We start from the raw sequence: 24,448 nt of genomic DNA on the forward strand, positions 1-24,448 counted from the left end.
TGGCTCAGCACCGACTCATCAGCAAGGCTTGCTCGGCTAGCTCAGCTTCGCGCTGAGCGATGGCAGCTTCCAGCTCTGGGGAACGTTTGGCCCAGTCATCCGCAGGGAGTGGTTTTGACCATTCGATGATGTCGGGATGGGGCAATTCCGGTGGGTGGGAAAGCTTCCAGTCCTGCAGCTTTTCCGCCAGATAGGTGCCCAGAAGCGTTATGCAGAAAACTCCCCACAGTACGCTCAACACTTCCCCTTTGCGCAAGTCGACAAGGAGCGATCCGATTTGGGTTTCTTCGTAAGGCGCGATACCCACCCGACTGTCGGGGACAGCCTCAGGTCCGATTTCCATGTAACTGCGTATGCACTCCCACAATGCCATCGCGGTAGTGCCGCCGCCGCAGTTGAAGCCTAGGGAAAAGTGTCTGTTGTCTTCCGTGGCGTGCGGGTCTGGATTTTCGAAACCGATGACCAGCAGACCCATTGCGGCTTTACCAGCCTGACTGACGGATGACTGCTGAGTGGCGGCAGCTGTCACGGTTTCCCACGGGACGATCCAGTATTCACCGTTGTCGCGGGGCACGCAGACTTCGCGGCGTTGGCGGTTGAAGCGTATGGGTAAAGGGACTTCGCGGAAGAGGCCTTGGATCAACCAAAAAATGGGGAGTGCCATGATGCACGCCCCCAAGATCAAAGCATCCGGATCTTTGAAGATGTATGCCAACCCCAAAAACAACACCACTCCGGGCCACATCACCATCACCGCCGAGCCGATGCTGTAGTTACCAATGTCGAGAAACACATCGTTTTTGCGCCAAATGATGTTGAGCACATCAGAGGGCTTTTCACCCGTAGGAATGGGCAACGGCGCCAAGTAATCATTGCGCGAAAACATCCCTTTTTTCGTAGTGCCTGCCGGTGGCGTACTCATGCCTGTGCCTCAACTCGTCCGGCCAACTCGGCTTCGCGTTTGGCAATGGCCTCTTCCAACTCGGCGGAACGTTTGGCCCAATCATCCGCAGGGAGTGGTTTTGACCATTCGATGATGTCGGGATAAGGCAGATCGGGTGGCGGGTACAGCTTCCTCCTTTGCAGATAAGTCGCGAGAGGTGCATTGAAGATAAACACACCAAATACGCCTTCCCACAGTAGAGTCAAAAACCAACCGCGTTCGCTGGCTTTATCTCTCATGTAGTCGATGTAGTAACGGAGGTTGGCGCCGGAATTAAGCGCTACCGCATCCGGGGCTGCGTCAGGCCCGATCTCCATGTAACTGCGCATGCACTCCCACAACGCCATCGCCGTGGTGCCACCGCCACAGTTGAAGCCCAGCGAAAAATGCTTGTTGTCTTCCGTGGCTTGCGGGTCCGGGTTTTCGAAACCGATGACCAGCAGACCCATTGCGGCTTTACCGGCCTGACTGACGGATGACTGCTGGGTGGCGGCGGCTGTTACCGTTTCCCACGGGACAATCCAGTATTCACCGTTGTCGCGGGGCACGCAGACTTCGCGGCGTTGGCGGTTGAAGCGTATGGGTAAAGGGACTTCGCGAAAGAGGCCTTGAATCACAAATATTGAAGGGATACCAATGATCAATAACGCCGCAATCCAGATCAACCCGGGGGCTGGAGTGATAACCCCCATAAACACAAATACCATTAGTGACGGCCACAGCACCATTACTGCCGATCCAATGCTGTAGTTACCAATATCAAGAAAAACCTCGTTCTTGCGCCAGATGATGTTGAGCACATCAGAAGACTTCCTACCGGTGGGAATAGGTAATGGCGCGAGATAGTCATTGCGCGAAAACATCTTTTTTTCAGTTGTGCCTGCCAGTGGCGTACTCATCGCTTGTCCTTCGGCTGCAGGTAAATGGCTCCGGGGTGATCCTCACCGAGCGGGTATTTCGGGACACGGTCAAGTTCAGGCGTTGGGTCGGCTCGCAGCGCTATGACACCCGTTGAATTGTTCAGGGTAAAAGCCAAACCTCGCTCCCCGCCGATAAAACTACGAGCACCGAGTATCCCGGTCAGAGGCGTGCGATAACGCAACCTTAGCGACAACGTGCCAGGTGGTGTGCGCAGTAAGTCTTTTACCTCTTTGAAAGGGCCGCTTATGCGCAGCCCCTGTCCTTCCTCGATCGGTATCCACTGACAGAGGGTGCCCGGCAACCAATAGGGCGTCATATCGCGCCACGGACGGGGAGGTTTGAAATTGCCGGTCCGACTGTTTTTGATCAAATATCGGTTTTCGAGAGTATCCACCGGGTCACCGACCATGCTCAGTTCCAGGTAGACACTGCCTGGCTCGGCGCCCGGCAAGTCGATGGTCAGAGAATTAATGGCACTGACGAAAGCCAGGCCGGAACGGCCATTATCAGGCGCCGGATCAGAACTGCTTTGCATGGTGACCCGAGGCGTATAGAGGATGAGGTACAAACGGTCGAGTTCGTCCTGTTGGGCTTTGGGCGCAATAGGCTCCAAATCGTTAGCTCGGGCCTTAGACCAACAGCAGTTGTTCAGGAAGTTTTGCAGCGGCGTTTTCTCGAAAATCCAGGCAGTCAGATACAGCACGCCAAGGCCCAGAATGATCCAGTTCAACGGCCCCATGTAGAGCGTGTAGCGCAAGATAGCGACTTCCGCAGTTATTGAGCCTGCCAAGGCGCGGGCGGTGTACCCAAACCCTAATATCGCTTGAGCGCCGAAGGCCGCTACCTGTCCCCCTACCGTTATTTGGCGCATCTGCAGCCACGGATCGATTTGGTTTTGGGCGCTTTCCAATCGTGATTGCAGGGACTGAAATTCGTTTATCGCTGCACCGGTCGAGAGTGCACCAACCACCCCACCAAACAACGTAAGCGCGGGCGCAGCAGAACCAAATAAGTAAAACCGATCCTTCCCCAACCCCATCCGCACCTGACTATCAACAACCGCCACCAACGCCGCCGCCCCATACAAACTCGCCGATACGGTCTCATTCACCCGCCGGGCCTCCATCCCCGCCAGCACCCCGGCCTCGCGCAAATAGTTCTGCACATTCACCACGTTCAGCAACAACGCGGCCAGCGGCACCACTCCCCCGCTGTTGACCACCACCGGCGAATTCACAATCCGTTCCACCCGCCCAACGCCAATGGCTTTCCCCGTCTTGCTCACCCATTCATCCAACGCCTCGGCCCGTTGCCCCAACAATTTCCACGCCGGTCGCACGCCCTCGGTCACGAATTGTAAACGGCTCTCAGCGCCCAACCTCGCGGCAATAAAAATGCTCATCCAGGACGCGCTGAAGCCCTTGTCACCCTTGAGCAGCAGCAACGCCGCGCCCAGCCGATTGACCAGCACGCTCCATTGGCTGCCGGCATCCCGAGCCATGCTTGCGATGTGATCAAGCACTGCCACGCTCAACGGCGCCAAGGCCTGATGGGTGGCGCTGAGGTTGTCGGCGGACAGTGCGGCCATCAACTCGCCGAGGCGCGAGGCGTTGTTGACCGCCGCCTCGAGCGACGGCGTCCAGGCGTGGAACAACTGCCGGAGTGCGCCACCGTCGGCGGTGCGCACGTAGTCGGCGTATTGCTCGGCGCCCTGGGCGCGGATGCATTGCGCGGTCAGGCAACCGGTGGCGAGTTCGGTCAGCCACTGGCGAGTTTCAAGGTCGTCGTAATCGACAAACCAGGTACCGCTGGCGGAGCGTTTCAGGTATACGCCACGGTCGGCGAACAGTGCGGTGTGGCGTTGTTCGAGTTGTTGATAATGCGCAGCGGCGGTGTCAGTGAACCAGGTGTTCATGGCGTCGAGGTCGATGTACTCGCCGACCTTGGCGCTGAACGCATGGCTGTTGAGGTTGGCGTGTTTTTGCGCGCGATATTCACGGACAACGGCCTCTGCCTCGTAGTACAGGTCCGCCGGTATAAACGCCCGCACCGGGCCGACAATCGCCGCGATCCGCGCATCACGAGCCGCAGCTTCGACCTGAGTCGGCCGACCGCCGTACTGACGGGCGCGGGTTTCAGCCCTGAGTTCTTCATCCAGCCGATCCTGGGTATCAAGCATGATCTGGCCCTGCTCGGCCGTGAGGCGGATGTCGTGCGCCTTGTAGCGGTAACTGATATTGCCCGCCAGTTCGGCGCCATCTTCAGTGATCAAACTGCGCACAAACCCGCCGATGCTCAGGCGCAGATTGTTCTCGCCGAGCCATTTTTCGTGGCCGGTTTCCAGCCATTCCTGTTCGTGGTTGATGTCGCGCAACACGCCCAGATCGTCGTCCAGGCAGGCAAAGACAGCGAACAGCCCCCCGGTGTGTGCCTGGGCGTTTTCCAGCCAGTCGCGCGTGCCCTGCCCGTCCCATGGCTCGGCGCTCCATTCGCCCGGTGGCTCGTCACTGGCGTCGGGATATTGATCGAGAACTTTGTGACGCTCACGAATACGATGCCTGGCGTCTGTGTAGGCCTTGATGTTGGTCGGGGTCGGGTTCTCTAACAGCGTCGCGCCGAGTGCGTCGGTGTCCTCGGCGTTTTTTTGCTGATCGGCTTTCATCGACCGGGCGTAGCTGTCAGGGATGAGTTCGGCCATGACCTCGTCGGCCTTCTGCAGCGGTGGGCAGTGCGGGGCCTGTAATTCGTCGGCCACTGTGCGCAGGGCAATGTGGCGCATATGCTGGCTGCGTTTGGCGCTGCTGTCGCTCAGCGACTGGCAGTGCTCGGCGTTTAACGGGAACTCGCTGTAAAGCATCCAGGCGTCGTGGATTTTTTGCAGCGCCAGGCCCGTCAATGTCGCATCGAGTACCGGAGTGGCCGCCGCGTCCAACGCCTGTTCCTGCAACAGCCCCTGTGGCGAAACAGCAAAACGCTTGAGCGGCCCCTGATGCTGCCAGAGGTACACAAACCCTGCCCGCAAACGACGTGCCGCCATCGGCCAACTCTCGGGCGCGATAGCGGGAACGCAACAAACGTGCTCAGATTTTTCGTGCGCCAGCGCGTAGCGAACCGGTACGACAAACAGTTCGGGCTGACTGGCAGGGCATGGATGCACCAGGCCGTTGATGTCCACGTGGGGCTGGGCTTTGGCCGCGCGTTCGGCCTGAGCGGCCTCATCGACCATGGCCAGTTTTTCGGCGCTCATCGCGTGAAGTCCTTGTCGTTCAGTAACTGGTGCGTCAATGCACGGCTGAGGCTGTCCAAGCGCTGGCGCGGCAGGAGTCCGGGTTCGGCCAGTAACTGCCTGTATGCAGCGTGCTCCGGGCCATCGGGGAAGTCAGCGCCCAACACCACACAGAAACGCACCCAGAGAAAGACTTCATCGACGGCACTGAAGCCGCTACGTGCAGCACTGGCCTGACAGTCCATGGCCCACTGCTGCAAAGCAGTCGAAGCCAGTGAACCAAGGGATTTGGGGAAGTGACATTGACCGTATTCGATCAATTGCCGGGCGAAACACTTGCGTTTGGCAGTGTTCAGTTGATCGAGTTGTTCCGCTGTCAGCAGCAACCACGGCTTATCCGCATACGGGATCGCAAGTTGCTCGGTTTGCTGATGGATTTGTGACTCTGGCAGACGGATTAGCCGTACCGGCCCCATCAACCGATCCCGTTCGGGCGCGGGCAAGTCCATCAGCCACAACGCGGTGATACGGGGGTCGTAGAACCGAAAGAAAACCGTCGCCGCCCCCTCGACTCGGGCATGGATCAAGCTGCGCAAATGCTCCTGCACCTGACTCTCATCGGCCGCCGACTCCAGCCAGATGCCCGCCGTTGCGCTCCACTCCTGCGAAAAAACCTTTGCCAGCGGGCTATCGGGCACGACGCCGATCAGCACGGGGCCGACACTTTCCAAATGACTGTAGGCGGTGCGCTGATAAAGCGAGTGAACCGTCGCGCCGCCCGTCACTTCAAACAGACGATCCGAAAGGTTTTCGATCTGGACTCGATCCAGCAACAGGTAAGCCCGATTCATGCGTTCACCTGCGCCAGTTTTTCGCACACGGCGCAGACTGAAGCGGCTTGCTCTGCGGCCTGAGCCAGCGCGGCTATTTGCGGGGTGATGGACAGCGCGATCAGCACCTGTGAATCGTCGGGCACTGCCGCCAACGCGGTCTGCGGCGCGACACCTGTCATCGGCGCGCCCCCCTCGACGATGGCCACACTGCTGAAGATCCCGCCCGCATTGATCACGAGGTGATGGCCGCCAGCAGTCAGCGTCAGGCTTGTGCCGGCATCAATCACCACCTGACTGGCCGTAACCCGCGCATGCGGGCCGGCCTGAATCACCAGCGTGCCTTGCGCCGTGGTGCTGCTGTTGCCGCTGATGCTGAGCAGGTCGTCGCGGCCGATCACCGTGTTGCGCGTACCGTCGGTGGTGTGGCGCTCGTCAGCCTTGATCAGGCTGGTGCTGTGGTTGTCCACCTGCTCGAAACGGTCGCGGCGGATTTGGTTGTGGCTGTCGTTGAGGATCAGTTGTTCGAAATCACGTTCGGCGCGCAGGTAGATTTTTTCCTGGCCGGCGCGGTCTTCGATCATCAGTTCGTTGTAACCGCCGGTGTGCGGTGAACTGTGGCTGCGCAGTACGGTTCGGGTCTTCTGCTCGGGCAAGGTGCAGGGCGCAGACTTGACCTTGTTGGGCACGCAACCGGTGATCAGCGGTTTGTCCGGATTACCTTCGAGAAAGGTCACCACCACTTCCATACCGATGCGTGGAATCGTCACCGAACCGAAGCCTTCCCCGGCCCAACTCGACGACACCCGAATCCAGCAACTGCTGCGCTCGCTGTTGAGTTCGGCGCGGTCCCAGTTGAATTCGCACCTCACTCGGCCATATTCGTCGCAATAGATTTCTTCACCGGGAGGCCCCGTGACCCGTGCGGTCTGGCAGACCAGCGGACGGCGCGGTGTCGGCAGCGGCGCACGAAACACCACCTCGGCAGGAATCACGCTGAAGGTGTTGCGATAACCCTGAGTGAAACCGTCGGTGTCTTTCGTGTCGCTGGTAATCGCTTCCTCAAGCACCTGAGGCTGTCGCCCAGTGTGAGATACGCTGAGCAACAGCCACAGATCATTGCAGCTTTTGCGCGGGTGTTCGGTCAGTTCGAACAGATGGCCGCAGCGCAGATTTGCCTGATCGCTTTGACCCTGGCCCAATTCATAGTCGCTGCGATGGCGCTCCAGCGCCTGCCGGGCCCATTGCTTGCCGGACTTTTCGTTCTCGATCAACAGCGGATAGCGGTAATCCTCCAGCGTCGGGGTGAACTCGGCGGTGAAGCGGCTTTCGATCAGCAGGCTCGGCCGTTTGAGGTCATAGTCGCGGCGAGTAACGGTGCTGGTGCGTGTGCTTTTGCGCACGCTGAAACGGCTGACCACCGGATGCTCCGCAACCATCCCGCTATCTTGCTGATACGGCGTGGCGCCGAGGGTGGGCAGAAACACCTGATCGTCGGTGAACACCAGCAAATGGCCGTCCGCCGAGTGCTGGTGATGCCAGGCGATGCCGTCTTCGGCGCACAGGCGCTGGATGAATTCCAGATCGGATTCGCCGTACTGAGTGCAGTAATCACGCGGCGGGTTCGCCGTGACATGAAAGGTAAAGGCATCACCCTGAATGCCATGTCCCTTGAGTACCTGCGCGATGATCTGCGGCACCGTGCGCTGCTGGAAAATCCGCTGATCGTGGCTGAACTGCAAGTAATGCAGCGCCGGCACCAGCGTCAGGTGATAACGGGTCAGGCGCTTGCCGGCCTCACCGACCAGGACGTCTTCGATACGCCCATGAATACCTTCACCGTTGTGGCCAAACTGCAAAAACGCAGGCTGGCTGAGCAGGCGCTCCAGATCGAAATCCGGGTGCTCGCTAACCAGTTCGATGTGGAAGGTATAGAGGGTGCTGATCGCTTCGGTGCCATTGAATGCCAGCACCTGAAAGTCGTGACGGATAGCAGGAATCTGCAACGCAAAATGCGCGGCATTGGCCGACCGGAACATACGCTTATCCTTAAGCAAAGAGGAAAAGAGCGCGATGTCCAAACCGTCCTTGGTTCGTGCTCGCGAAAACTGGCCAGCACGCTAACAAGACGAAAAAAAGATAGATGTAGGGGGATTCCCCAAAGCCTGAAGGACACTTCCTCAAAGCCAACGATGGACCTGAGGCGAGGGAGCTTGCTCCCTCGCCTCAGGTTTGGTTTTTCCTCAGCGAATCAGTCTGCCCAGCCCGTCCAGCAAGCGCTGCAACGCCCCCTGATTGCGGCGCATCACCGCCAGCCCGGCCTCGGCCATGCGCTGGGCATCGCGCGGCAATTCGAACAGGCGCTGCACTTCAACCGCCAGCCCTTCGGCATCATCCACTTCCGCCAGCGCGCCGGCTTCGCGCAACTGCGCGGCGATGTCGAGGAAATTGAACAGGTGCGGGCCGCTGAGCACCGGTTTGGCCAGGGCCGCCGGCTCCAGCAGGTTATGCCCGCCGTTCGGCACCAGGCTGCCGCCGACGAAAGCGCTGTCGGCCAACGCATAGAGAAACAGCAACTCACCCATGGTGTCACCGAGCAGCACCGAGGTGTGTGCCTCGACGTTGGCACCGGTCGAGCGGCGCACCGTGGCAAAGCCTTCACGCTGGCACAGCTCGAACACCGAGTTGAAACGCTCGGGATGGCGCGGCACCAGAATCAGCAGCGCATTCGGGTAGTTCGTCAGCAGACGACGATGGGCGTCGAGCACCACTGCGTCCTCACCCTCGTGGGTACTGGCGGCGATCCACACCGGGCGCTCCAGCGCCTGCCATTGGCCGCGCAGTGCGTTGGCGCGTTGCAGCAGTTGCGGGTCGATGGTCAGGTCGAACTTGATCGAACCGGTGACCTCGACTGTCTCCGGCCGTGCCCCCAGATCACGAAAGCGTTGGGCTTCGGCTTCGGTCTGTACCGCGAAAAAACTCATTTCCGCCAGCATCGGCGCGGTCAGTTTGCTGAAGCGTCCATAACCCCGGGCCGAACGTTCGGACAGTCGGCCGTTGGCCAGCGCCACCGGTATCGCGCGTTTGGCGCACTGATGAATGTGGTTGGGCCACAGTTCGGTTTCCATGATCACCGCCAGTTTCGGCTGTGCCCGATCAAGAAAGCGCGCCGCCGCACACGGCACGTCGTAAGGCAGGTAGCAATGCTGAATGCGCGGCTCGTCGCCGAACAAGGCATGAATCCGTTCCGAACCGGTCGGGGTCATGCAGGTCACGGTAATCGGCAGCTGTGGATAACGTTGCAGCAAGGCGCGAATCATTGGCGCGGCGGCAATGCTTTCGCCCACCGACACGGCGTGCACCCAGATCCCGCCGGGCTGCAGTGACGGCATCCCGTAAGAGAAGCGCTCGCCAATCCGCTTGGCATACGCCGGGGCCTTGCGCGAGCGCAGCCACAGCCGAATCGCCACCAATGGCAGCCCCAGGTAAAACAGCGCGGTGTAGAGAGTTCTATTCATGGCGGCGGAGTTTATCGACTTTTATCGCCGATCGCCCGCAAGTGCACGGCAAAACGTTCAGCCAGCCAGCGCGCCGCCGGCCCCAGCGGTTCATCGCGGCGCCAGACCAGTTCCACCACCAGTGCTGGCGGTGTCCATTCGCTGTCCAGTTCGACCATCAGGCCCTGATAGGCGGAATACTGCACCACATGCCGTGGCAGCCAGGCCCAACCGAGATCGCGCACCAGCCATTCGGCCATCACGTAGAAACTGTCAGCGCGCCACACCTGCGGGCTGGCCGGCTCATTGCCGGGGTAGACACTGGTTTGCGTCGACATCAGCAATTGCCGGTGCTGCGCCAACTGCTGACAGGTCACGTAGGACTGCGCCGCCAGCGGATGGTTGATGCCGCACACGGTGACCATTTCCACACTGCCGAGCACCCGGCGCTCCAGCGCCTCGGGAATTTCATCGTGGTAAAACAACAGACCGAGATCGGCCCGGCGCTCCACCAGTTTGCGCGCGACTTCGCCCTGGGCGGCGCTGGTCAACTGCACCTCCAGACTCGGAAACTGCTCGGCCAGCGCGCCGAAACTTTCCACCAGCGCCTGATAGGGCATCGCTTCGTCCTGCGCCACGCGCAACTGTGCTTCCTGGCCACGCAGCATCGCCATTGCCCGGCCGTTGAGACGCTCGCACTGACGCAAGACTTCCCGCGCCTCTTCCAGCAGTGCCTCGCCGGCTTCGGTGAGCGAGGGCTGGCGACCGCTGCTACGCTCGAACAGGCTGACGCCCAGATCATCCTCAAGCATCGCAATCGCGCTGCTGATCGCCGATTGCGCCTTGCGCTGCCGGCGCGCAACGGCAGAAAACGAACGCTGTTCGGCGACGTCGACAAACACTCGGAGCTGATCAAGATTCCACTGCATACCGCCTCACCAACCCATCTTCAAAACAGATAGGTAATGACTTTACCCCATCTGACGAATCACTAGAATGCCGCCCTGAAAGCAACGTTTCATTTGAGGGTTTGAACCATGAACGCCTACGTCTATCTGACCATTGCCATTTGCGCCGAAGTGATCGCCACCGTGTCGATGAAAGCGGTCAAAGGCATCAGCACACCACTGCCGCTGATTCTGGTGATCGTCGGTTATGGCATCGCCTTCTGGATGCTGACCCTGGTGGTACGCTCCGTACCGGTGGGTGTGGCCTACGCCGTCTGGGCGGGCATGGGGATCGTGCTGGTCAGCATCGCGGCGCTGTTCATTTATGGGCAGAAGCTGGACGTGCCGGCGATGCTGGGGATGGCATTGATTGTCCTCGGAGTGGTGGTCATCCAGCTGTTCTCCAAGACCGCCGGGCATTGACCTGCACTGCACACCTCCCCTGTGGGGCGGGCCTGCTCGCTCCCACATTGCTTTTGCGCCACGGCTGTTGATCATCGACAAATCCCCCTCTTTCCCGAGTCTGTATACTGCGCCCTCGTCTTGAACACTGAGGTCGTTGCATGCCATCCGTTATTTCCACCGACGTTCTGATTGTCGGCGCTGGTGTCGCCGGCCTCTGGCTGAACGCGCGTCTGCGCCGTCAGGGGTTTTCGACCGTGCTGGTGGAAAGCGCCAGCCTCGGCGGCGGGCAGACAGTGAAGTCGCAGGGCATCATCCACGGCGGCGCCAAGTACGCGTTGCACGGTGCACTGACCGGCGCCTCCGAAGCCATCGCCGACATGCCGCGCCGCTGGCGTGAAGCCCTCGCCGGCCATGGCGAGCTGGACCTGTCCGGCGTGCGCCTGCTGTCCGAGGCTCATTACCTGTGGTCACCCGGCACCCTGGCCGGCAACCTCACCAGTTTCTTCGCCAGCAAGGCCGTGCGTGGCCGGGTCGATCAGGTCAAGGGCGAGCAATTGCCGCCGGCCCTGCAAGACAAGCGCTTCAAGGGCAAGGTCTACCGCCTCGCCGAACTGGTGGTGGATGTGCCGAGCCTGATTGCGCGCCTGGCCGATCTGGCCGGTGACGGCCTGCTCGCCGGGCAAACCATCGAGCCGCTGCTGGAGGCGGGAGTGCTGGTCGGTCTGAAGGTCGACGGTCGCGAAATCCGCGCCCAGCGCATCGTCCTCAGCGCTGGCGCCGGTACCGCGCAACTGCTTGAGGCCCTGGGCCTGAGCCAGCCGGCCATGCAGCGCCGGCCGCTGCACATGATCATCGCCAAAGGCCCGGGGCTGAAACCGCTCTATGCCCATTGCCTGGGCGGCGGCACCAAGCCGCGCATCACCGTGACCACCCACCCGGCCGCTGACGGTCAGTGGGTCTGGTACATGGGCGGTGACATCGCCGAAAGCGAAGGTGTCGCCCGCGAGCCCGCCGAGCAGATCGCCACCGCGCAAAAGGAAATCGCGCAATTGCTACCGTGGATCGACCTTGGCACCACGCAATGGGCGACGCTGCGGGTCGACCGTGCCGAGCCGCTGCAAACCGGCCTGACACGCCCGGATAACGCGTTCCTCGCCGACGAGGGCCGTTTGCTGGTGGGCTGGCCGACGAAACTGGCACTGGCACCGGACTTTGCCGACCGCGTGATCGCCTCCTTGCAGCGCGACGGCATCCAGCCACATGCCACCGAACCCCTGCCGGCACTGCCGAAACCACCGATGGGCATTGCTGCCTGGGAGCAACTGCTGCCATGAGTATCGCGACTCTGCATGATCTCCATCGCCCATTGGGCAGCACCGGCCTGATGGTTTCGCCGCTGGGCCTGGGCACGGTGAAACTGGGCCGCGACCAAGGCGTGAAATACCCCAACGGGTTCCAGATTCCCGATGACGAGGCTGCGCGCATGCTGCTCAGGCAGGCACGCGAGCTGGGCATCAACCTGATCGACACCGCGCCGGCTTATGGCCGCAGCGAAGAGCGCCTCGGCCCGCTGCTGCGTGGCCAGCGCGAGGACTGGGTGATCGTCAGCAAGGTCGGCGAGGAGTTTGCCGACGGCCTGTCGCGCCACGACTTCAGCGCGGCGCACACGCGAAGGTCAGTGGAACGTAGCCTGCAACGTCTGGAAACGGATTCTATCGACCTGGTCCTGGTGCACTCTGACGGCAATGACATGGCCATCCTCGAACACGAAGAGGTCTACGCCACGCTGGCGGCGCTCAAGGCCGAGGGCAAGATTCGCGGCTTCGGCTTCTCCGGCAAAACCGTCGAAGGCGGGCTCAAGGCGCTGGAGCAAGGGGACTGCGCGATGGTCACCTACAATCTGAACGAACAGAACGAGAAGGCAGTCATTGACTATGCTGCTGCCCACGGCAAAGCCATTCTGGTGAAGAAAGCCCTGGCCAGCGGCCACGTGTGCCTGAGCCCGGGAGTGGATCCGGTGCGTGCCAGCTTCGAGTTGCTGTTTGCGAAGCCTGGCGTGGCCAGTGCTATTGTCGGAACGATCAATCCGCTGCACCTCGCCCATAACGTTGCGACCGTTGCCCGGGTCCTTCGTGGTCACTGACGCCGCTTCGCGGCCTTAAGCAGGAGCCGATATGCCGCGCACGCTCATCAGAAAGAACCCGAGCAACTTCAAGACCCTGCCCCTGTTCGTCGAAGCCACGCCCGACGGCTTGGCCTATCAGAGCGTCGGCATGCCGCTGAACTTCGCCCAGACGTTGCAGCGACGCAAACCGGTGAGTGTCGCCGACACCGAACGCTTCTCGCTGGAGCTGGCCAATCTCGGGGTCTCGGTGCGCCTGACCCTGCACTGGCAGAATCGCGACTACTGGGTGCTGGTGCGCCAGCGGCGGCAGGATCGCGGCGACGTGGTACTGAAACTGATTTCCGGTTATGTGCCGGCTCACGAACTGAACATTCCGCTGCACACGGCCATTCAGGAAATCGCTGAAGAGTGCCTGCTGGAGACGCCGGAAGGCTGGCTCGGCGGGCGCTTCAACGACACCTGGCTGCCGGCGCCCTACGCCTCGGCCCTGCACTATCGCGAGGCGTTGCCGTTTCGCCTGACCCCGTTGTCCGGATCGGCGCGGCCGATACGTTGCGCCAATCTGCAATTGGTCGAACGGCCGCGGGCTTATGTACATCTGCCGACGGCATCGCTGCAATTGATCTACGACCTGCGCCTGGACGTGCCCAAGGAAGCCAAATCCCTGAGTCTGTTTCATGTCGATGAACGTCTGGAGGGCGATCAACTGGTCGCGCGGCTGGACCGCAAACGCCCGGATCTGTACCTGATGCCGCTCAAGGATGGCGCGCCGCTGGCCGAGCTCTACACCCTCAAGCGCGACAAACTCGTGCCGGCCGGCACGCGTGGCCTGTATCTGGCCGAAAGCTTCGCCACGCAGACCGGCTGGGTCGTGCGCGAAGAGCGAATTCGCTGGAAGGACTGGCTGGTGCAACAGGGCCTGCAACCGGCGAAAGCCCCGCGTCAGGGCCTCAAGCAGTTGAGCATCAAGGCGCTGCGGCTGGTCGGCTTGGGCAAAAAGCGCGCGAGCAAATAGCCGCTAGCGCCGGCGATCCATCCAGGTGCGCAGCGTGGCGAAGAAGTGGAAATAGCGGTTTTCGCGCTTGCCCATGCCGCGCTTGGGCGAGAACGATTCTTCGGCAAACGCCCCGGTAATCCGTACACGCGAGGCCTGGGTCGGCAACGTGCAGACCTTGGCACCCGCCTCTAGCAGCGCGTACTTGAGCAGACGCTCGGAATGCAGCTTGCGCCCCGTCGCCTTGCAGAAATCGAAAATGCGCTCGATGCGCTTGCCATAGGCGACATAGGTATCACGCCCGCAAATGGCAAAGCGATCGTTCAGCCCGCCCCACCACTGCCAGTCCGGAATGTAGGCGTTGTGGCGTCGCGCCTGCGCATGGTTGAACACATAACCGGGCAGCGCGTTGTGGAAGAAATTGTCCGGTCGCACGAACACGACGAAATCCGGGTTGAACGGTTCGATCATGCCGGTGACGGTGTGCAGCGAGTTGAGCTGATAGATCAGGTTGCGCAGCGACGCATAGTCATCGCCCCAGGTATCGCCCTGAGCCTTGACCTGTTCGAAATCCCAGCGCTCCAGTACGCCCTCGGTCGAGGTCAGCCCGCCGGACATCGACTCGAAGGGTTGGTAGTTGTCCGCCGCCAGTTCGCCTTTTTCGCCAGAACGGGTGTTCTGCACTTCATCGATTTTATACAGGTGATAAAAGCACTTTACGTCGCTGCCCGCAGGCAACTGCGCCAGCACGTTCTGTTCGATGGAGGGGAAACAGATCGACGAATTTCTCGGAATCCCGAAAAACGCCACGGCAATTTTCAACACTCAACAGCACCTTTTGAAAGTAGTTCGGGCCTGCCGGCAATGCGGCACCGCTTATCGCTGGCGAAACAGCTTTTGCCACCAGCGGCGGGGTTGCAGTGGCACCACGATGATGTCCGATTTCTGCAGCCAGTCGCGCTCGTAATCCCAGGCGTGACCGCCCCACAATTTTCCCGCCTCGTTGGAAAACCCCAGGGTCAGGAGCTGATAGGTGTAACCGGCGTGACCGCGCAACCAGTCAAACAGCACCAGCGTATTGAAGCCGGTGGAGGGCCCGACGTAGCGCTTGCCCCCTGGCCGGTCGACCGGGTAATTCCACAGCGGCGGCAACGGGATGCGGTCCCAATACATGGCCACCCGTGGCAACGGGCACATCGGTGCAGCGCAGCCGACGAGCATGGTGAAACAGCGTTCGCCCGCCCGCTCGATCAGCCGCTGCACGTCGGGGCCGTAAGGCAGACCAAAAAAGTAGGCGTCCGGCGCGTTGTAGCCATGCACGAAGACATTCACGCTTTGCGCGTTGAGCAGCGGTGCCTTGATGCAGGTATTGAAGCTGACGACGATGTCATCGGCGCCGATGTCCAGCGCCTGAAAATCCGCCGCGGTGATGGCCGGGTTGTTGGCGATCAGCACCACCCGCGCCGCACGGCTCAGGCACGTGCGCAGCGCTTCGGGCAAGGCTTGCAGAACCGATTGGTCACCACCCGGCAGCGCATCCAGCGCCATGTGCTCGTCCATCATTCAGACCGGCACCTTCATGCCGTAGCGCAACTTCACCCAGAACCGGGTGAACGCCGAAGGCGGCTGCCATGGGCGCATTTCGCGCTGGATTTCGGTGGCGAGGGCCTGTCCGACTCGGGCGAAGGAATAGCGACTTTCGGCAAACGCCTGGCCATTGCGGGCAATACCTTCGGCCAGCTCGGGGTTGTCCTGCAGCAGTTTGATCTTCTCCACCGCCTCGTCTTCGCTGCGATAGAACACCGTGTTGTGCATGTCCTCGAAGCCCAGCAACTGATCCTCTTCGCCCTGACTCCACGCCAGCAACACGCACCCACAGGCCATGGCTTCGAAGTTCTTGATCATGAACTCGTTCATGCCGATGTCGGCGCTGACGAAGATCTTGATGCGGTTGAGCGTCTCCAGGTATTCCGCGCCCGACTGGGTGCGGGTGACCAGCATGCCGGTGCGCTTGGAGAGCGACTCCAGCAGTGCCTTGCGCTGGGCGTACTCGGTGCTTTTCAGGCTGCCGAGAAAACCGAGCGGAATGTCGCGCACCGCACCGGTGTTGCGCAGCATCTGCTCGTCATAACCTTTGGAAACGAACACCGTGTCGATGCCTTCGGCCAGCATCTTGCGGGCAACGACGGCACCGGACACCAGCGCCCGGCAACTTGGCAAACGGCGATAAAGACGCGAATACACGCCGCGATACTTACTCGCCGGCATGTAGTTCTGATAGGCGTCGTGCTCGAGGAAGATCAGCCCGGGGATGCATTTGAGCACCTGCAGTTGCGTGGCCAGACGCTTGACCCGGGAGAAAATCACCACGCGGTCGAAGGTCTGGTAATCCACCGAAGCCAGAAACGAGCCCAGATTCAACTGCTGCTGCTTGCTCAAACGATAGATCAAACACTCATCACAATTCTGCTGCACGATGTCGTAGAGCCGGTCGAGAATGACCCGCTGTTCGTCCATCACCAAGAGCATGACTTTCATAAATTAATTGACCACGCGGCGCAGGCAGGCAAGCGCATCGGATTCATGGCAGCCTGCATCAACGGAAACGATGAGATCCCCAAGGCAAAATCCGTTCACACGCCGTACACATCGGTAAGAATTCATCGGGATCAACGACTGCGAATCTTCTCGACAATCGCAGTTGTCGAGCTGTTTTCCACCAGTCCAAGCACTTTCACCGTGCCACCATACGCGGTCACGATATCAGCACCGACTACCTGATCAATCCCGTAGTCGCCACCCTTGACCAGCACATCCGGCTTGACTTCACGCAGCAAGTTTTCCGGAGTGCCTTCGGGGAAACTGATCACCCAGTCCACTGCCCCGAGGCCTGCCAGTACGGCCATGCGCCGGTCGACACTGTTGATCGGGCGGCCCGGCCCTTTCAGGCGGCTGACCGAGGCGTCGTCGTTGACCGCGACAATCAGCCGATCGCCCTGGGCTCGCGCCTGTTCCAGATAGGTCACATGCCCGGCATGCAGGATGTCGAAACAGCCGTTGGTGAAGACAATCCGTTCGTTATGCGCCCGGGCGTCGGCCACGGCCAGCACCAATTGCTCGAGGCCCAGAACACCACGCTCGGAGCCTTCTTCACGCTGAATGGCGCGACGCAGTTCCGGCGCACTGATGGCAGCCGTACCGAGTTTGCCCACCACAATGCCGGCGGCCAGATTGGCCAGCGCGACGGCGTGGGGCAACTCTTCACCGGCGGCGATTGCGGCGGCCAGGGTAGAAATGACCGTGTCACCGGCACCGGTGACATCGAACACTTCGCGGGCACGGGCCGGCAGGTGCAAGGCCGGGTGATCCGGACGCAGCAGGGTCATGCCGTGTTCGCCACGGGTCACCAGCAGCGCACCGAGTTCGAGGTCGTGCATCAGCGCCGCGCCCTTGCTCACCAGTTCGTGCTCATCGGCACAACCGCCGACGATGGTCTCGAACTCGCTGAGGTTTGGCGTGAGCAGGCTGGCCCCGCGGTAGATGGTGAAGTCCTTGCCCTTCGGGTCGGCCAGCACCGGTATGTTTTTCGCTCGGGCCGCCTGGATCAGGGCCTGATGGTTTTTCAGCGCACCTTTGCCGTAGTCGGAAAGGACCAGCACCTTGATGCCTTCGAGCAGGTCGTCGACCTGTGTGCCGAGCGCCAGAGCGTCGGTGGCGAACGGCTCTTCGAAGTCGATACGCAGCAATTGCTGGTGCCGGCTCATGACCCGCAGCTTGACGATGGTTGGCTGATGCGCAATGCGCTGAAACAGGGCGCGTACGCCCGCTCCCTTGAGACTGTTGCTCAGGCTGTCGGCGGCTTCGTCGTCACCGGTCACACCGACCAGGGACGCCGGCGCACCCAGCGCGGCAATGTTCAAGGCAACGTTCGCGGCACCGCCCGGACGATCTTCGATCTGCTCGACCTTGACCACCGGCACCGGCGCCTCAGGGGAAATCCGTGAGGTTCCGCCATGCCAGTAACGGTCGAGCATGACATCGCCGACTACCAAGACCGGGGCTTGATCGAAACGCGGCATGGACAACTTCATGGAGCAACCCACATACAAAATGAACAGGGGCGCGATATTAACACAGGGGAAAGCGCCGTCCGCCTCAATCTGAAAGGTCGCGAACCCAGAACAATTCGTGGCGCCGGACGGCCTTGCGGAAAAATTCGTTACTGCCCGTGACAGGCCAGCGCCGCCCCGCCAGTCCCTGCTGGATCCAGCGTCGCAACTGCCGCTTGAACACTTGCCCGCCCTGCAGGTCGTGCTCCATGGCCAGCGCCATGGCCTTGTCCAGTTGTACATCCGCAGGCACCAGCGGACTCCACAAGCGATCGGCCGGCAGCGGCTCGATCGCCGGCGGCAAGGCAATCCCCGCGCCGGCCGGGCCCATTGGCCAGCGGTCGTTGTCGTGCAGGTGGTTGGCGTACATCAGCAGGGTCGTCGGTTTCCACTGGCTCAGGCCAACCGCCTCAAGCAGCGCCTGGGTCGATGCCACGTGATCGCTGTGCGGATCCAGCTCGGGATGCGGCGTCACAAGCACTTCAGGGCGGTAATGCTCGAGCAGCGCCGCCAGGTCAGCGACCAGATTGCGCCAGGTCGGCTGACCATCGACGTCGGCTGGCAGGCACAGTGGATTGTGTCGACGGACGCTGCGCACGTCGCTGTCCTGCGACTCCCGGGAACCGAACGCCTTCGTCGGCTCCTTGGCCATCTGCGGCAATTGCAGGCAGTAATAGCCCAACTGCACGCAACGCCCGGCAGGCACGCCGCCCCACAGCGGGATCGTCAGGCTGTCCCAACTGCGCAAGCGCCCCTTCAACCGCGCAGCCTGGGCCAGATCCAGCCCCAGACGCTGGAGGTTCTCAGCCTCGATCTCGCCCTGAGTCAGGGTGACGATGCTGACGTCTTCGCAGCGGCTGTAGAGGCCGAATGCGGCCAGCTCGGCATCATCGGCATGAGGGGCCACGACCATCACCCGCTGGCGGGCATAGTCTGGATTGGTCATCACCCACAGGGTGCCTGTGGCAGCCACCGCGCAATAGCGTCCGCGCAATGCCAGCGTGCCCTGGGTCAGCGCAGTGGCCTGCCCGGACAGATTAAGGAATCGCCGCCCGTTGACGCCTCGTTCGAACGCCTGACAGTCATCGCCGATCTCAACGCAGGGATCGAGCCAGCGGCCCAGCCAATGAGCCTTTACGTGCAGCTCGAGAACAAGCGTCTCACCCGCTGCCAACGGCTCGCTCAGGCGTACCGTGCCGCCCTCCACGCTGACCGACTGACGGGCCGTGTGCGCAGGAAAGTCATAGTGATAGTCGTCTGAGGGCCGGTAGAACAAGTGATCGGCGAACCAGGCCTCGTGGGCCACCCAGGCCAGCACGAGCAGCACCGGTACCAGCCACCAGCCGGCCAGGAAGCCGATCAGCAGCAACGCCAGCAGAAAGACCACGAGAAACAGACGCTTGCTGCGTCGATGGGCCTTGAGAAGCTGTTGCTTGCGAGCGCTCATGAATTCAGACCTTGTAGACCGGCACCGTATGGCACCAGCGATCCTTGTACTCACGGTCGGCACGACCGAATGAATAACGCAACGGTTTGCCCAGCGCCTGCGCATCCGCCCAGGCCTGCTGGGTATTGACGAAACTCAGTACGCTGCCGGGGCTGAACTCGCGGCTCTGCGGGTCGACGCCGCCGTTGATGTATTCCAGCGACACCCATTGCGGCGCTTCGACGCGGTAGAGCACCTGAATGGCTACCGGCGCCGAATCGAGCATCGCCACAGAACCGGTCATGAATTCACGCAGCAGGGTAAAGACTTCCGCCAGCCCGGCCTTGCCCGGCACTTCGAAGCCCCAACGGCGCTGAAACAGATCGCCATACGCCACAGCCTGTTCCTGCGGCGTGAAGTCGGACATCGGAACCAGCGACCCGCCCGCCTCTTCCAGCAGGCGCTGTTCGCGACGCTGGTTGTAACGGAATTTCTTCGAATACTCTTCCGGCAACCGGGCCAGGGCCAACCCTTCGGGCTGGACCTTCAGGGTGCTGATCTGCCCGGCATTCAGTTGGGAAACATAGGCCATGCGCTGGCGCACCGGCACGACGACATCCGGCGCGATGGGCAGGATGATTTCCGCATTGCCCATATCCAGCAAACCACGCTTGCCCTCGCGCTTGAGCACTTCCTTGGACAGCGCGACATGGCGGCCCCAGCAGGGAATGGCAGCGACCACGTCACCGTCGACAATCCAGCCCAGGTAACGCAACTCGATGCCAACGAACGTCGACAACCGCTCGACGACCTCGGGATGCGTCGCAACGCTGCCGCCGAAACGCTGCCAGGCGCGGGCGTAGGCATCCCGATCGATTTGCGTCCAGCCACGTTCACGAAAGCTGCGAAACACCGTCAGCATACGTCGGTCGCGTGGGCCGGTTGTGGCTCGTCACCCTCTTCGAACTCTTTGGCGTGCAGGCGCGAGTAGTAACCGTTCTGCTCCAGCAGTTGCGCGTGAGTGCCGCGTTCGACGATCCGGCCTTCATCCATGACCAGAATCAGGTCGGCTTTCTCGATGGTGCTCAAACGGTGCGCGATCACCAGCGTCGTGCGGTTCTGCACCACATGATCCAGCGCGGCCTGAATATGCCGCTCCGACTCGGTGTCGAGGGCCGAGGTGGCCTCATCGAGAATCAGCAACGGCGCATCCTTGAGCAACGCCCGGGCAATGGCAATGCGCTGACGCTGGCCACCGGAAAGCAGCACGCCGTTCTCGCCGACCATGGTTTCGTAACCTTGCGGCATCTTGGCGATGAACTCGTCGGCGTATGCCTCGGAGGCCGCGCGTTTGACATCGTCGAACGGTGCTCCGGCCAGATCGCCGTAAGCGATGTTGTTGGTCACCGTATCGTTGAACAGCGTGACCGCCTGGGTCACCAGCGCGATCTGCCGACGCAGGCTGCGCAAGGTGAAGTCCTGCACTTCTACGCCATCGAGCAGGATCTGCCCGTGTTCATGCTGATAAAAACGCGGAATCAGCCCGGCCAGGGTCGATTTGCCGCTGCCTGATCGACCCACCAGTGCAACCATCTGCCCAGGCTCCACGACAAAACTGATGTCGTTGAGCACCTGCTTGTCGGTGTCCGGGTACTGGAAGCTGAGATTGCGCACTTCCAGGCGACCCTCAAGGCGATCGCGCTCGACGGTGCCCTGATCCACCTCTGCCGGCTCATCCAGCTGCTCGAAAATACTCTCGGCACCGGCCACGCCTTTCTGGATGGTCGAGCTGACTTCGGAGAGCTGACGAATAGGCTTTGGCAACAGACCGGCCATGGTGATGTAAGCCACCAGATCGCCTGGCGATGCATCGCCGCGAAGGTAAAGCACAAGGAACATGACCACGGCCATGGCGCTGTAGGTCACCAGCTGCAGCATTGGCGTATACACCGCGCCGGTCTTGGTCATCGTCAGTTGCTTGTCGGTATTGCTTTGGCTGGCATCGCGAAACCGGGTCTTTTCGTAGAGTTCGCCGCCGAAACTGCGCACGACGCGATAACCGTGAATCGTCTCGGACGCAACGTGCGTCACGTTGCCCATCGAAACCTGGATCTTTTTGCTCTGCTTGCGAAATTTACGGCTGGTGCTATTCACCATGATGCCGATCACCGGCAGGATAGCCACCATCACCAGAGTCAGTTTCCAGTTCATCCACAACAGAGTGCAGAACAGGAAAATAACGGTCATGCCTTCACGGATGACCACCTTGATCGCATCGGTCGCCGCACCCGTCACCATGGTGACGTTGAAGGTGATGCGGGAAATCAGATGGCCGGAGTTGTTCTTGTCGAAGAACCGGTTGGGCAGTTCCAGCAACTTGTTGAACAGCACCACCCGCAGGTCATGGACCAGGCCCAGGGAGACCCGGGCCAGGAAGAAGTTGCCCAGGTACGAGCCCACGCCCTGCAACAGGGCAATGAACACGATCATCAATGGCACGGTTTCGAGCAACTGCAACTTGCCCAGGTAAGGGTTGCCCGGAAACAGGCTGGCTTCAGGATTGGCCAGGCCGTCGACAAAGTACTTGAGGATGTAAGCGAGCATCGGTTGGGTCGATGCGAAGATCAGAAACCCGACGATGCTGAGAAGGAAGAGACCGGCGTAAGGCCGCACGTAAGCCAAAAGGCGGAAATAGATCGCCAGCGTTGACTGGGCTTTCGGTTCAGGACTGCTCATGGTGATCCGCACAATTCAGTGAGGCGCCGATGATATCACAGGCCTTTTTCCCTCGATAAACATGACTGCGAGCCAGCCCTTGGGCAACTCGGTTAAGATACCCCGCTAATGATGGGGAGCCTGATATGCAATCGATTGATCACAGCACTTACGAGGCACTGCGCAAAGGTGCACACGTACTGGAAGCCGACGGTTCCGGCGACAAGGTGCTCAGATTGGCCGATGGACGCATGCTCAAGCTGTTCCGGCGCAAGCGACTGCTCAGTTCGGCGCTTTTCTATCCCTATGCCCAGCGTTTTGCCGACAATACCCGCGCACTTGAACAGCGCGGCATCCTCTGCCCCACCGTCATTGCGGTCTATCGCATCCCGAGCATCGAACGCGACGGCGTGTATTACAGCCCGCTGGCCGGCAACACCGTGCGCCAGTTACAAGGCACCCGCGAGGAGGCTGACGCACTGAGGTTCAAGCTGGGCGGCTATTTCGCGCAACTGCACGAGAGAGGGGTGTATTTTCGATCGTTGCACTTCGGCAACGTGGTGCTCACGCCCGATAACCAATTGGGCCTGATCGATATCGCCGACCTGCGCTGCCAGAAACGCGCACTGAGCGACAGCAAACGCCTACGCAACTTCGCCCACCTGCTGCGCTATAAGGAAGACCGCCAGTGGTTACTCGGCGAGGACGCCGGCGACACCTTTATCGAAGGCTACCGCCAGGCCTTGCCGAGCAACCGGCAGGCGCCACTGATCTCGCGCCTGCGTCCACTGCTCGCCTGAGCCTCTAAGGCCCGATCACCAACACCGTTGCACCCTTGCGATTGGCGAAATGTTCGATGACGCGCAATTTGTGGGCGACCAGCCATTCCTTCAGCCACGGCTCATCGCCCTTCGCGTCAATCAGAAAATACCGGTAGTCGCCGGCATGAACAGCCGACATCGCTTCCTCACGGGTCAGAACCGGCAGCGCATAGCCGCGACCGGCGTAATAACTGATCCGGCCGTCCTCGAAGTACGTCGGCGCGTCACGCTCGACATGGGCGGCCATCCAGCGACCCGCCTCGATGTAATGCGTCTTGCCGGCCCCGGTGGAAATGACGTTCGACAACATCACCAGCAACGCCACGGCGATCAGCCACTTGCTCCAACGGGGAAACTCGCGAACGAACGCCGCCAGCCCCATCGCCAGCACGGGTACAAACAGCAGGTTCAGAAAACTCATGTAGCGCGTATTCATGAACTGCAGCTTGAGGAAAAACAGCACCAGCACGACCAGATACAGCAAGGCCGTCCAGGCAAAAGGCTGATAGTCACGCCAGTAGTCACCGAGAACACCCCAATTGCGGCGCAGGATGAACGGCACGGCAAATGGCCCCATCAACTTCACGAACGTGATGGTCATGGTCGCCAGGATGCCGAAAAAAATGATCCGGCCGGCTTCATCCTGGGAGTATTTGGTGATCATCGAATTGGCGAACTGATCGCAGAGCATCTGAAACGAAGCCAACACGCTGTGGGGCGCGATCATGTCCAGATAGAGCATCACCCGTGCGGACATCAGCACGCCCGACACCAGCACCAGCACCATGCCGATAACCGGCAACACCGAGAACTGCACGAAGCGCATGCGCCGGGTCGAAGACCAGAGATTGGGTAACTGCCACAGCGCCAATGCGGGTATCAGCAACATCGCCTCAAGCCTGAACAGGGCCGCCGCGAACACCGCCAGATGGATCAGTGCGGCACGCAACCAGCCACCCCGATCTTGCCAACGCAAAGCGAGCCAAAGGGCCAGTGTGCAGAAAAACCAGAAACCGCATTCGCGGATGATGTCGTTTCGAAAGCTGTTGACTGCCGGCATCGCCAGCACCACCAGGCAAGCCCAGCGAGTGGCATGCGCAGAACGCTGACGAACGCAATCCACCATCAAGGCGCTGGTGCCGGCAAAAAATACACCGCACCAAAGGTAGGCGCTCAGCTCCAGAGGCAAATGCAGGACGAGATGGGTGCCGGCCAACAGAAAGGAAAACCAGGGCCAGTCAAACGTTGCCCAGGCCACCTGGGGGCCATGCTCACTGACTTGTTGCGCAATATCGAGGTACAGCGCCGCATCACGCGCGACTGTCGCCGTGCCCATGACCGCAATCAGCGATAACAGCACACTGCCACAAAATGCCAGCCATACCGGGTATTCGTCGATGATCCGTGAGACTTGAACGCCCACTTTACTGCCCGTACCTTTCACCCAGCCACCTCACCGACACGCTTGAACAGGGTACGCGCACGTCAT

At 60.9% G+C, this 24,448-nt stretch carries 20 protein-coding genes; 5 read left to right on the plus strand and 15 right to left on the minus strand.

Features of this window, described 5'->3' with window-relative positions; translation table 11 throughout:
- Positions 1 to 4: 4 nt before the first annotated feature.
- The 7 genes from PseuLF5_RS19130 to PseuLF5_RS19160 all read right to left on the minus strand — a co-directional run bounded on the left by PseuLF5_RS19130 (position 5) and on the right by PseuLF5_RS19160 (position 10,346).
- Entirely contained in the window at positions 5 to 922 is a 918-nt protein-coding gene (locus PseuLF5_RS19130; RefSeq protein WP_340134324.1) for a DUF6708 domain-containing protein, read from the minus strand.
- On the minus strand, positions 919 to 1,842 hold the full coding sequence (locus tag PseuLF5_RS19135; RefSeq protein ID WP_340134325.1) for a DUF6708 domain-containing protein: 924 nt from the start codon (positions 1,840 to 1,842) through the stop codon (positions 919 to 921). Before PseuLF5_RS19135 ends, PseuLF5_RS19130 begins: the two co-directional genes overlap by 4 nt.
- Positions 1,839 to 5,111 (minus strand): toxin VasX, encoded by a 3,273-nt coding sequence (locus PseuLF5_RS19140; protein WP_340134326.1) that lies wholly within the window; start codon positions 5,109 to 5,111, stop codon positions 1,839 to 1,841. The genes PseuLF5_RS19135 and PseuLF5_RS19140 overlap by 4 nt, the downstream gene beginning before the upstream one ends.
- Positions 5,108 to 5,941: a DUF4123 domain-containing protein gene (locus tag PseuLF5_RS19145; protein WP_340134327.1), complete on the minus strand. Its 834-nt coding sequence runs from the start codon at positions 5,939 to 5,941 to the stop codon at positions 5,108 to 5,110. The genes PseuLF5_RS19140 and PseuLF5_RS19145 overlap by 4 nt, the downstream gene beginning before the upstream one ends.
- Positions 5,938 to 7,959 (minus strand): type VI secretion system Vgr family protein, encoded by a 2,022-nt coding sequence (locus PseuLF5_RS19150; protein WP_340134328.1) that lies wholly within the window; start codon positions 7,957 to 7,959, stop codon positions 5,938 to 5,940. The genes PseuLF5_RS19145 and PseuLF5_RS19150 overlap by 4 nt, the downstream gene beginning before the upstream one ends.
- Positions 7,960 to 8,163: 204 nt before the next feature.
- Positions 8,164 to 9,438 carry a lipid IV(A) 3-deoxy-D-manno-octulosonic acid transferase gene (gene waaA / locus PseuLF5_RS19155; RefSeq protein ID WP_123470847.1) on the minus strand — a complete coding sequence of 425 codons (1,275 nt, stop codon included), beginning with the start codon at positions 9,436 to 9,438 and terminating at the stop codon, positions 8,164 to 8,166.
- 11 nt (positions 9,439 to 9,449) lie between these two features.
- Entirely contained in the window at positions 9,450 to 10,346 is an 897-nt protein-coding gene (locus PseuLF5_RS19160; RefSeq protein ID WP_123470846.1) for a LysR family transcriptional regulator, read from the minus strand.
- A gap of 108 nt (positions 10,347 to 10,454) precedes the next feature.
- Here PseuLF5_RS19160 and PseuLF5_RS19165 point away from each other — a divergent pair, with 108 nt between their 5' ends.
- From PseuLF5_RS19165 to PseuLF5_RS19180, 4 genes are all read left to right on the plus strand, one after another.
- Positions 10,455 to 10,787 (plus strand): DMT family transporter, encoded by a 333-nt coding sequence (locus PseuLF5_RS19165; RefSeq protein WP_123470844.1) that lies wholly within the window; start codon positions 10,455 to 10,457, stop codon positions 10,785 to 10,787.
- Positions 10,788 to 10,927: 140 nt separating this feature from the next.
- Entirely contained in the window at positions 10,928 to 12,103 is a 1,176-nt protein-coding gene (locus tag PseuLF5_RS19170; protein ID WP_322375017.1) for an NAD(P)/FAD-dependent oxidoreductase, read from the plus strand.
- A complete protein-coding gene (locus PseuLF5_RS19175; RefSeq protein ID WP_340134329.1) occupies positions 12,100 to 12,912 on the plus strand; it encodes an aldo/keto reductase in 813 nt (270 codons plus the stop codon). Before PseuLF5_RS19170 ends, PseuLF5_RS19175 begins: the two co-directional genes overlap by 4 nt.
- Before the next feature lie 31 nt (positions 12,913 to 12,943).
- Entirely contained in the window at positions 12,944 to 13,909 is a 966-nt protein-coding gene (locus tag PseuLF5_RS19180) for a metal ABC transporter ATPase (RefSeq protein WP_123470839.1), read from the plus strand.
- Positions 13,910 to 13,912: 3 nt separating this feature from the next.
- Here the strand turns inward: PseuLF5_RS19180 and PseuLF5_RS19185 are convergent, their stop codons facing one another.
- The 7 genes from PseuLF5_RS19185 to msbA form a co-directional block, all read right to left on the minus strand.
- The gene (locus tag PseuLF5_RS19185; protein ID WP_123470837.1) at positions 13,913 to 14,713 is read right to left on the minus strand and encodes a hypothetical protein; all 801 of its coding nucleotides are present in this window, start codon (positions 14,711 to 14,713) and stop codon (positions 13,913 to 13,915) included.
- A gap of 51 nt (positions 14,714 to 14,764) precedes the next feature.
- Positions 14,765 to 15,451, minus strand: coding sequence for a hypothetical protein (locus PseuLF5_RS19190; RefSeq protein ID WP_128616032.1), 687 nt, complete (start codon positions 15,449 to 15,451; stop codon positions 14,765 to 14,767).
- The gene (locus PseuLF5_RS19195) at positions 15,452 to 16,426 is read right to left on the minus strand and encodes a glycosyltransferase (RefSeq protein ID WP_123470833.1); all 975 of its coding nucleotides are present in this window, start codon (positions 16,424 to 16,426) and stop codon (positions 15,452 to 15,454) included. It lies immediately after the preceding gene.
- A 131-nt stretch (positions 16,427 to 16,557) separates the two neighbouring features.
- Positions 16,558 to 17,979 (minus strand): bifunctional D-glycero-beta-D-manno-heptose-7-phosphate kinase/D-glycero-beta-D-manno-heptose 1-phosphate adenylyltransferase HldE, encoded by a 1,422-nt coding sequence (gene hldE, locus PseuLF5_RS19200; RefSeq protein WP_123471167.1) that lies wholly within the window; start codon positions 17,977 to 17,979, stop codon positions 16,558 to 16,560.
- A 64-nt stretch (positions 17,980 to 18,043) separates the two neighbouring features.
- Complete coding sequence (locus tag PseuLF5_RS19205; protein WP_340134331.1) at positions 18,044 to 19,444, minus strand: PIG-L deacetylase family protein; 1,401 nt, start codon at positions 19,442 to 19,444, stop codon at positions 18,044 to 18,046.
- 4 nt (positions 19,445 to 19,448) lie between these two features.
- Positions 19,449 to 20,345 (minus strand): GNAT family N-acetyltransferase, encoded by an 897-nt coding sequence (locus tag PseuLF5_RS19210; protein WP_336347846.1) that lies wholly within the window; start codon positions 20,343 to 20,345, stop codon positions 19,449 to 19,451.
- Positions 20,339 to 22,159: a lipid A export permease/ATP-binding protein MsbA gene (msbA, locus tag PseuLF5_RS19215; RefSeq protein WP_336347845.1), complete on the minus strand. Its 1,821-nt coding sequence runs from the start codon at positions 22,157 to 22,159 to the stop codon at positions 20,339 to 20,341. The genes PseuLF5_RS19210 and msbA overlap by 7 nt, the downstream gene beginning before the upstream one ends.
- Positions 22,160 to 22,284: 125 nt before the next feature.
- Between msbA and PseuLF5_RS19220 the strand changes: the two genes are divergently transcribed.
- On the plus strand, positions 22,285 to 22,938 hold the full coding sequence (locus tag PseuLF5_RS19220; protein ID WP_123470826.1) for a toluene tolerance protein: 654 nt from the start codon (positions 22,285 to 22,287) through the stop codon (positions 22,936 to 22,938).
- A gap of 4 nt (positions 22,939 to 22,942) precedes the next feature.
- On the opposite strand, the gene PseuLF5_RS19225 is transcribed toward PseuLF5_RS19220, so the two are convergent.
- Positions 22,943 to 24,382, minus strand: a complete 1,440-nt coding sequence (locus tag PseuLF5_RS19225; protein ID WP_340134333.1) for a hypothetical protein — start codon at positions 24,380 to 24,382, stop codon at positions 22,943 to 22,945.
- Positions 24,383 to 24,448 lie beyond the last annotated feature (66 nt).

The organism is Pseudomonas sp. LF-5, assembly GCF_037626295.1.
Taxonomy (GTDB): domain Bacteria; phylum Pseudomonadota; class Gammaproteobacteria; order Pseudomonadales; family Pseudomonadaceae; genus Aquipseudomonas; species Aquipseudomonas monsensis.

Excerpts from the sequence above, each read along its gene's own strand:
- PseuLF5_RS19130 (WP_340134324.1), bottom strand. The coding sequence starts at position 922 with ATGAGTACGCCACCGGCAGGCACTACGAAAAAAGGGATGTTTTCGCGC.
- PseuLF5_RS19135 (WP_340134325.1), bottom strand. The coding sequence starts at position 1,842 with ATGAGTACGCCACTGGCAGGCACAACTGAAAAAAAGATGTTTTCGCGC.
- PseuLF5_RS19140 (WP_340134326.1), bottom strand. The coding sequence starts at position 5,111 with ATGAGCGCCGAAAAACTGGCCATGGTCGATGAGGCCGCTCAGGCCGAA.
- PseuLF5_RS19145 (WP_340134327.1), bottom strand. The coding sequence starts at position 5,941 with ATGAATCGGGCTTACCTGTTGCTGGATCGAGTCCAGATCGAAAACCTT.
- PseuLF5_RS19150 (WP_340134328.1), bottom strand. The coding sequence starts at position 7,959 with ATGTTCCGGTCGGCCAATGCCGCGCATTTTGCGTTGCAGATTCCTGCT.
- waaA (WP_123470847.1), bottom strand. The coding sequence starts at position 9,438 with ATGAATAGAACTCTCTACACCGCGCTGTTTTACCTGGGGCTGCCATTG.
- PseuLF5_RS19160 (WP_123470846.1), bottom strand. The coding sequence starts at position 10,346 with ATGCAGTGGAATCTTGATCAGCTCCGAGTGTTTGTCGACGTCGCCGAA.
- PseuLF5_RS19165 (WP_123470844.1), top strand. The coding sequence starts at position 10,455 with ATGAACGCCTACGTCTATCTGACCATTGCCATTTGCGCCGAAGTGATC.
- PseuLF5_RS19170 (WP_322375017.1), top strand. The coding sequence starts at position 10,928 with ATGCCATCCGTTATTTCCACCGACGTTCTGATTGTCGGCGCTGGTGTC.
- PseuLF5_RS19175 (WP_340134329.1), top strand. The coding sequence starts at position 12,100 with ATGAGTATCGCGACTCTGCATGATCTCCATCGCCCATTGGGCAGCACC.
- PseuLF5_RS19180 (WP_123470839.1), top strand. The coding sequence starts at position 12,944 with ATGCCGCGCACGCTCATCAGAAAGAACCCGAGCAACTTCAAGACCCTG.
- PseuLF5_RS19190 (WP_128616032.1), bottom strand. The coding sequence starts at position 15,451 with ATGATGGACGAGCACATGGCGCTGGATGCGCTGCCGGGTGGTGACCAA.
- PseuLF5_RS19195 (WP_123470833.1), bottom strand. The coding sequence starts at position 16,426 with ATGAAAGTCATGCTCTTGGTGATGGACGAACAGCGGGTCATTCTCGAC.
- hldE (WP_123471167.1), bottom strand. The coding sequence starts at position 17,979 with ATGAAGTTGTCCATGCCGCGTTTCGATCAAGCCCCGGTCTTGGTAGTC.
- PseuLF5_RS19205 (WP_340134331.1), bottom strand. The coding sequence starts at position 19,444 with ATGAGCGCTCGCAAGCAACAGCTTCTCAAGGCCCATCGACGCAGCAAG.
- PseuLF5_RS19210 (WP_336347846.1), bottom strand. The coding sequence starts at position 20,345 with ATGCTGACGGTGTTTCGCAGCTTTCGTGAACGTGGCTGGACGCAAATC.
- msbA (WP_336347845.1), bottom strand. The coding sequence starts at position 22,159 with ATGAGCAGTCCTGAACCGAAAGCCCAGTCAACGCTGGCGATCTATTTC.
- PseuLF5_RS19220 (WP_123470826.1), top strand. The coding sequence starts at position 22,285 with ATGCAATCGATTGATCACAGCACTTACGAGGCACTGCGCAAAGGTGCA.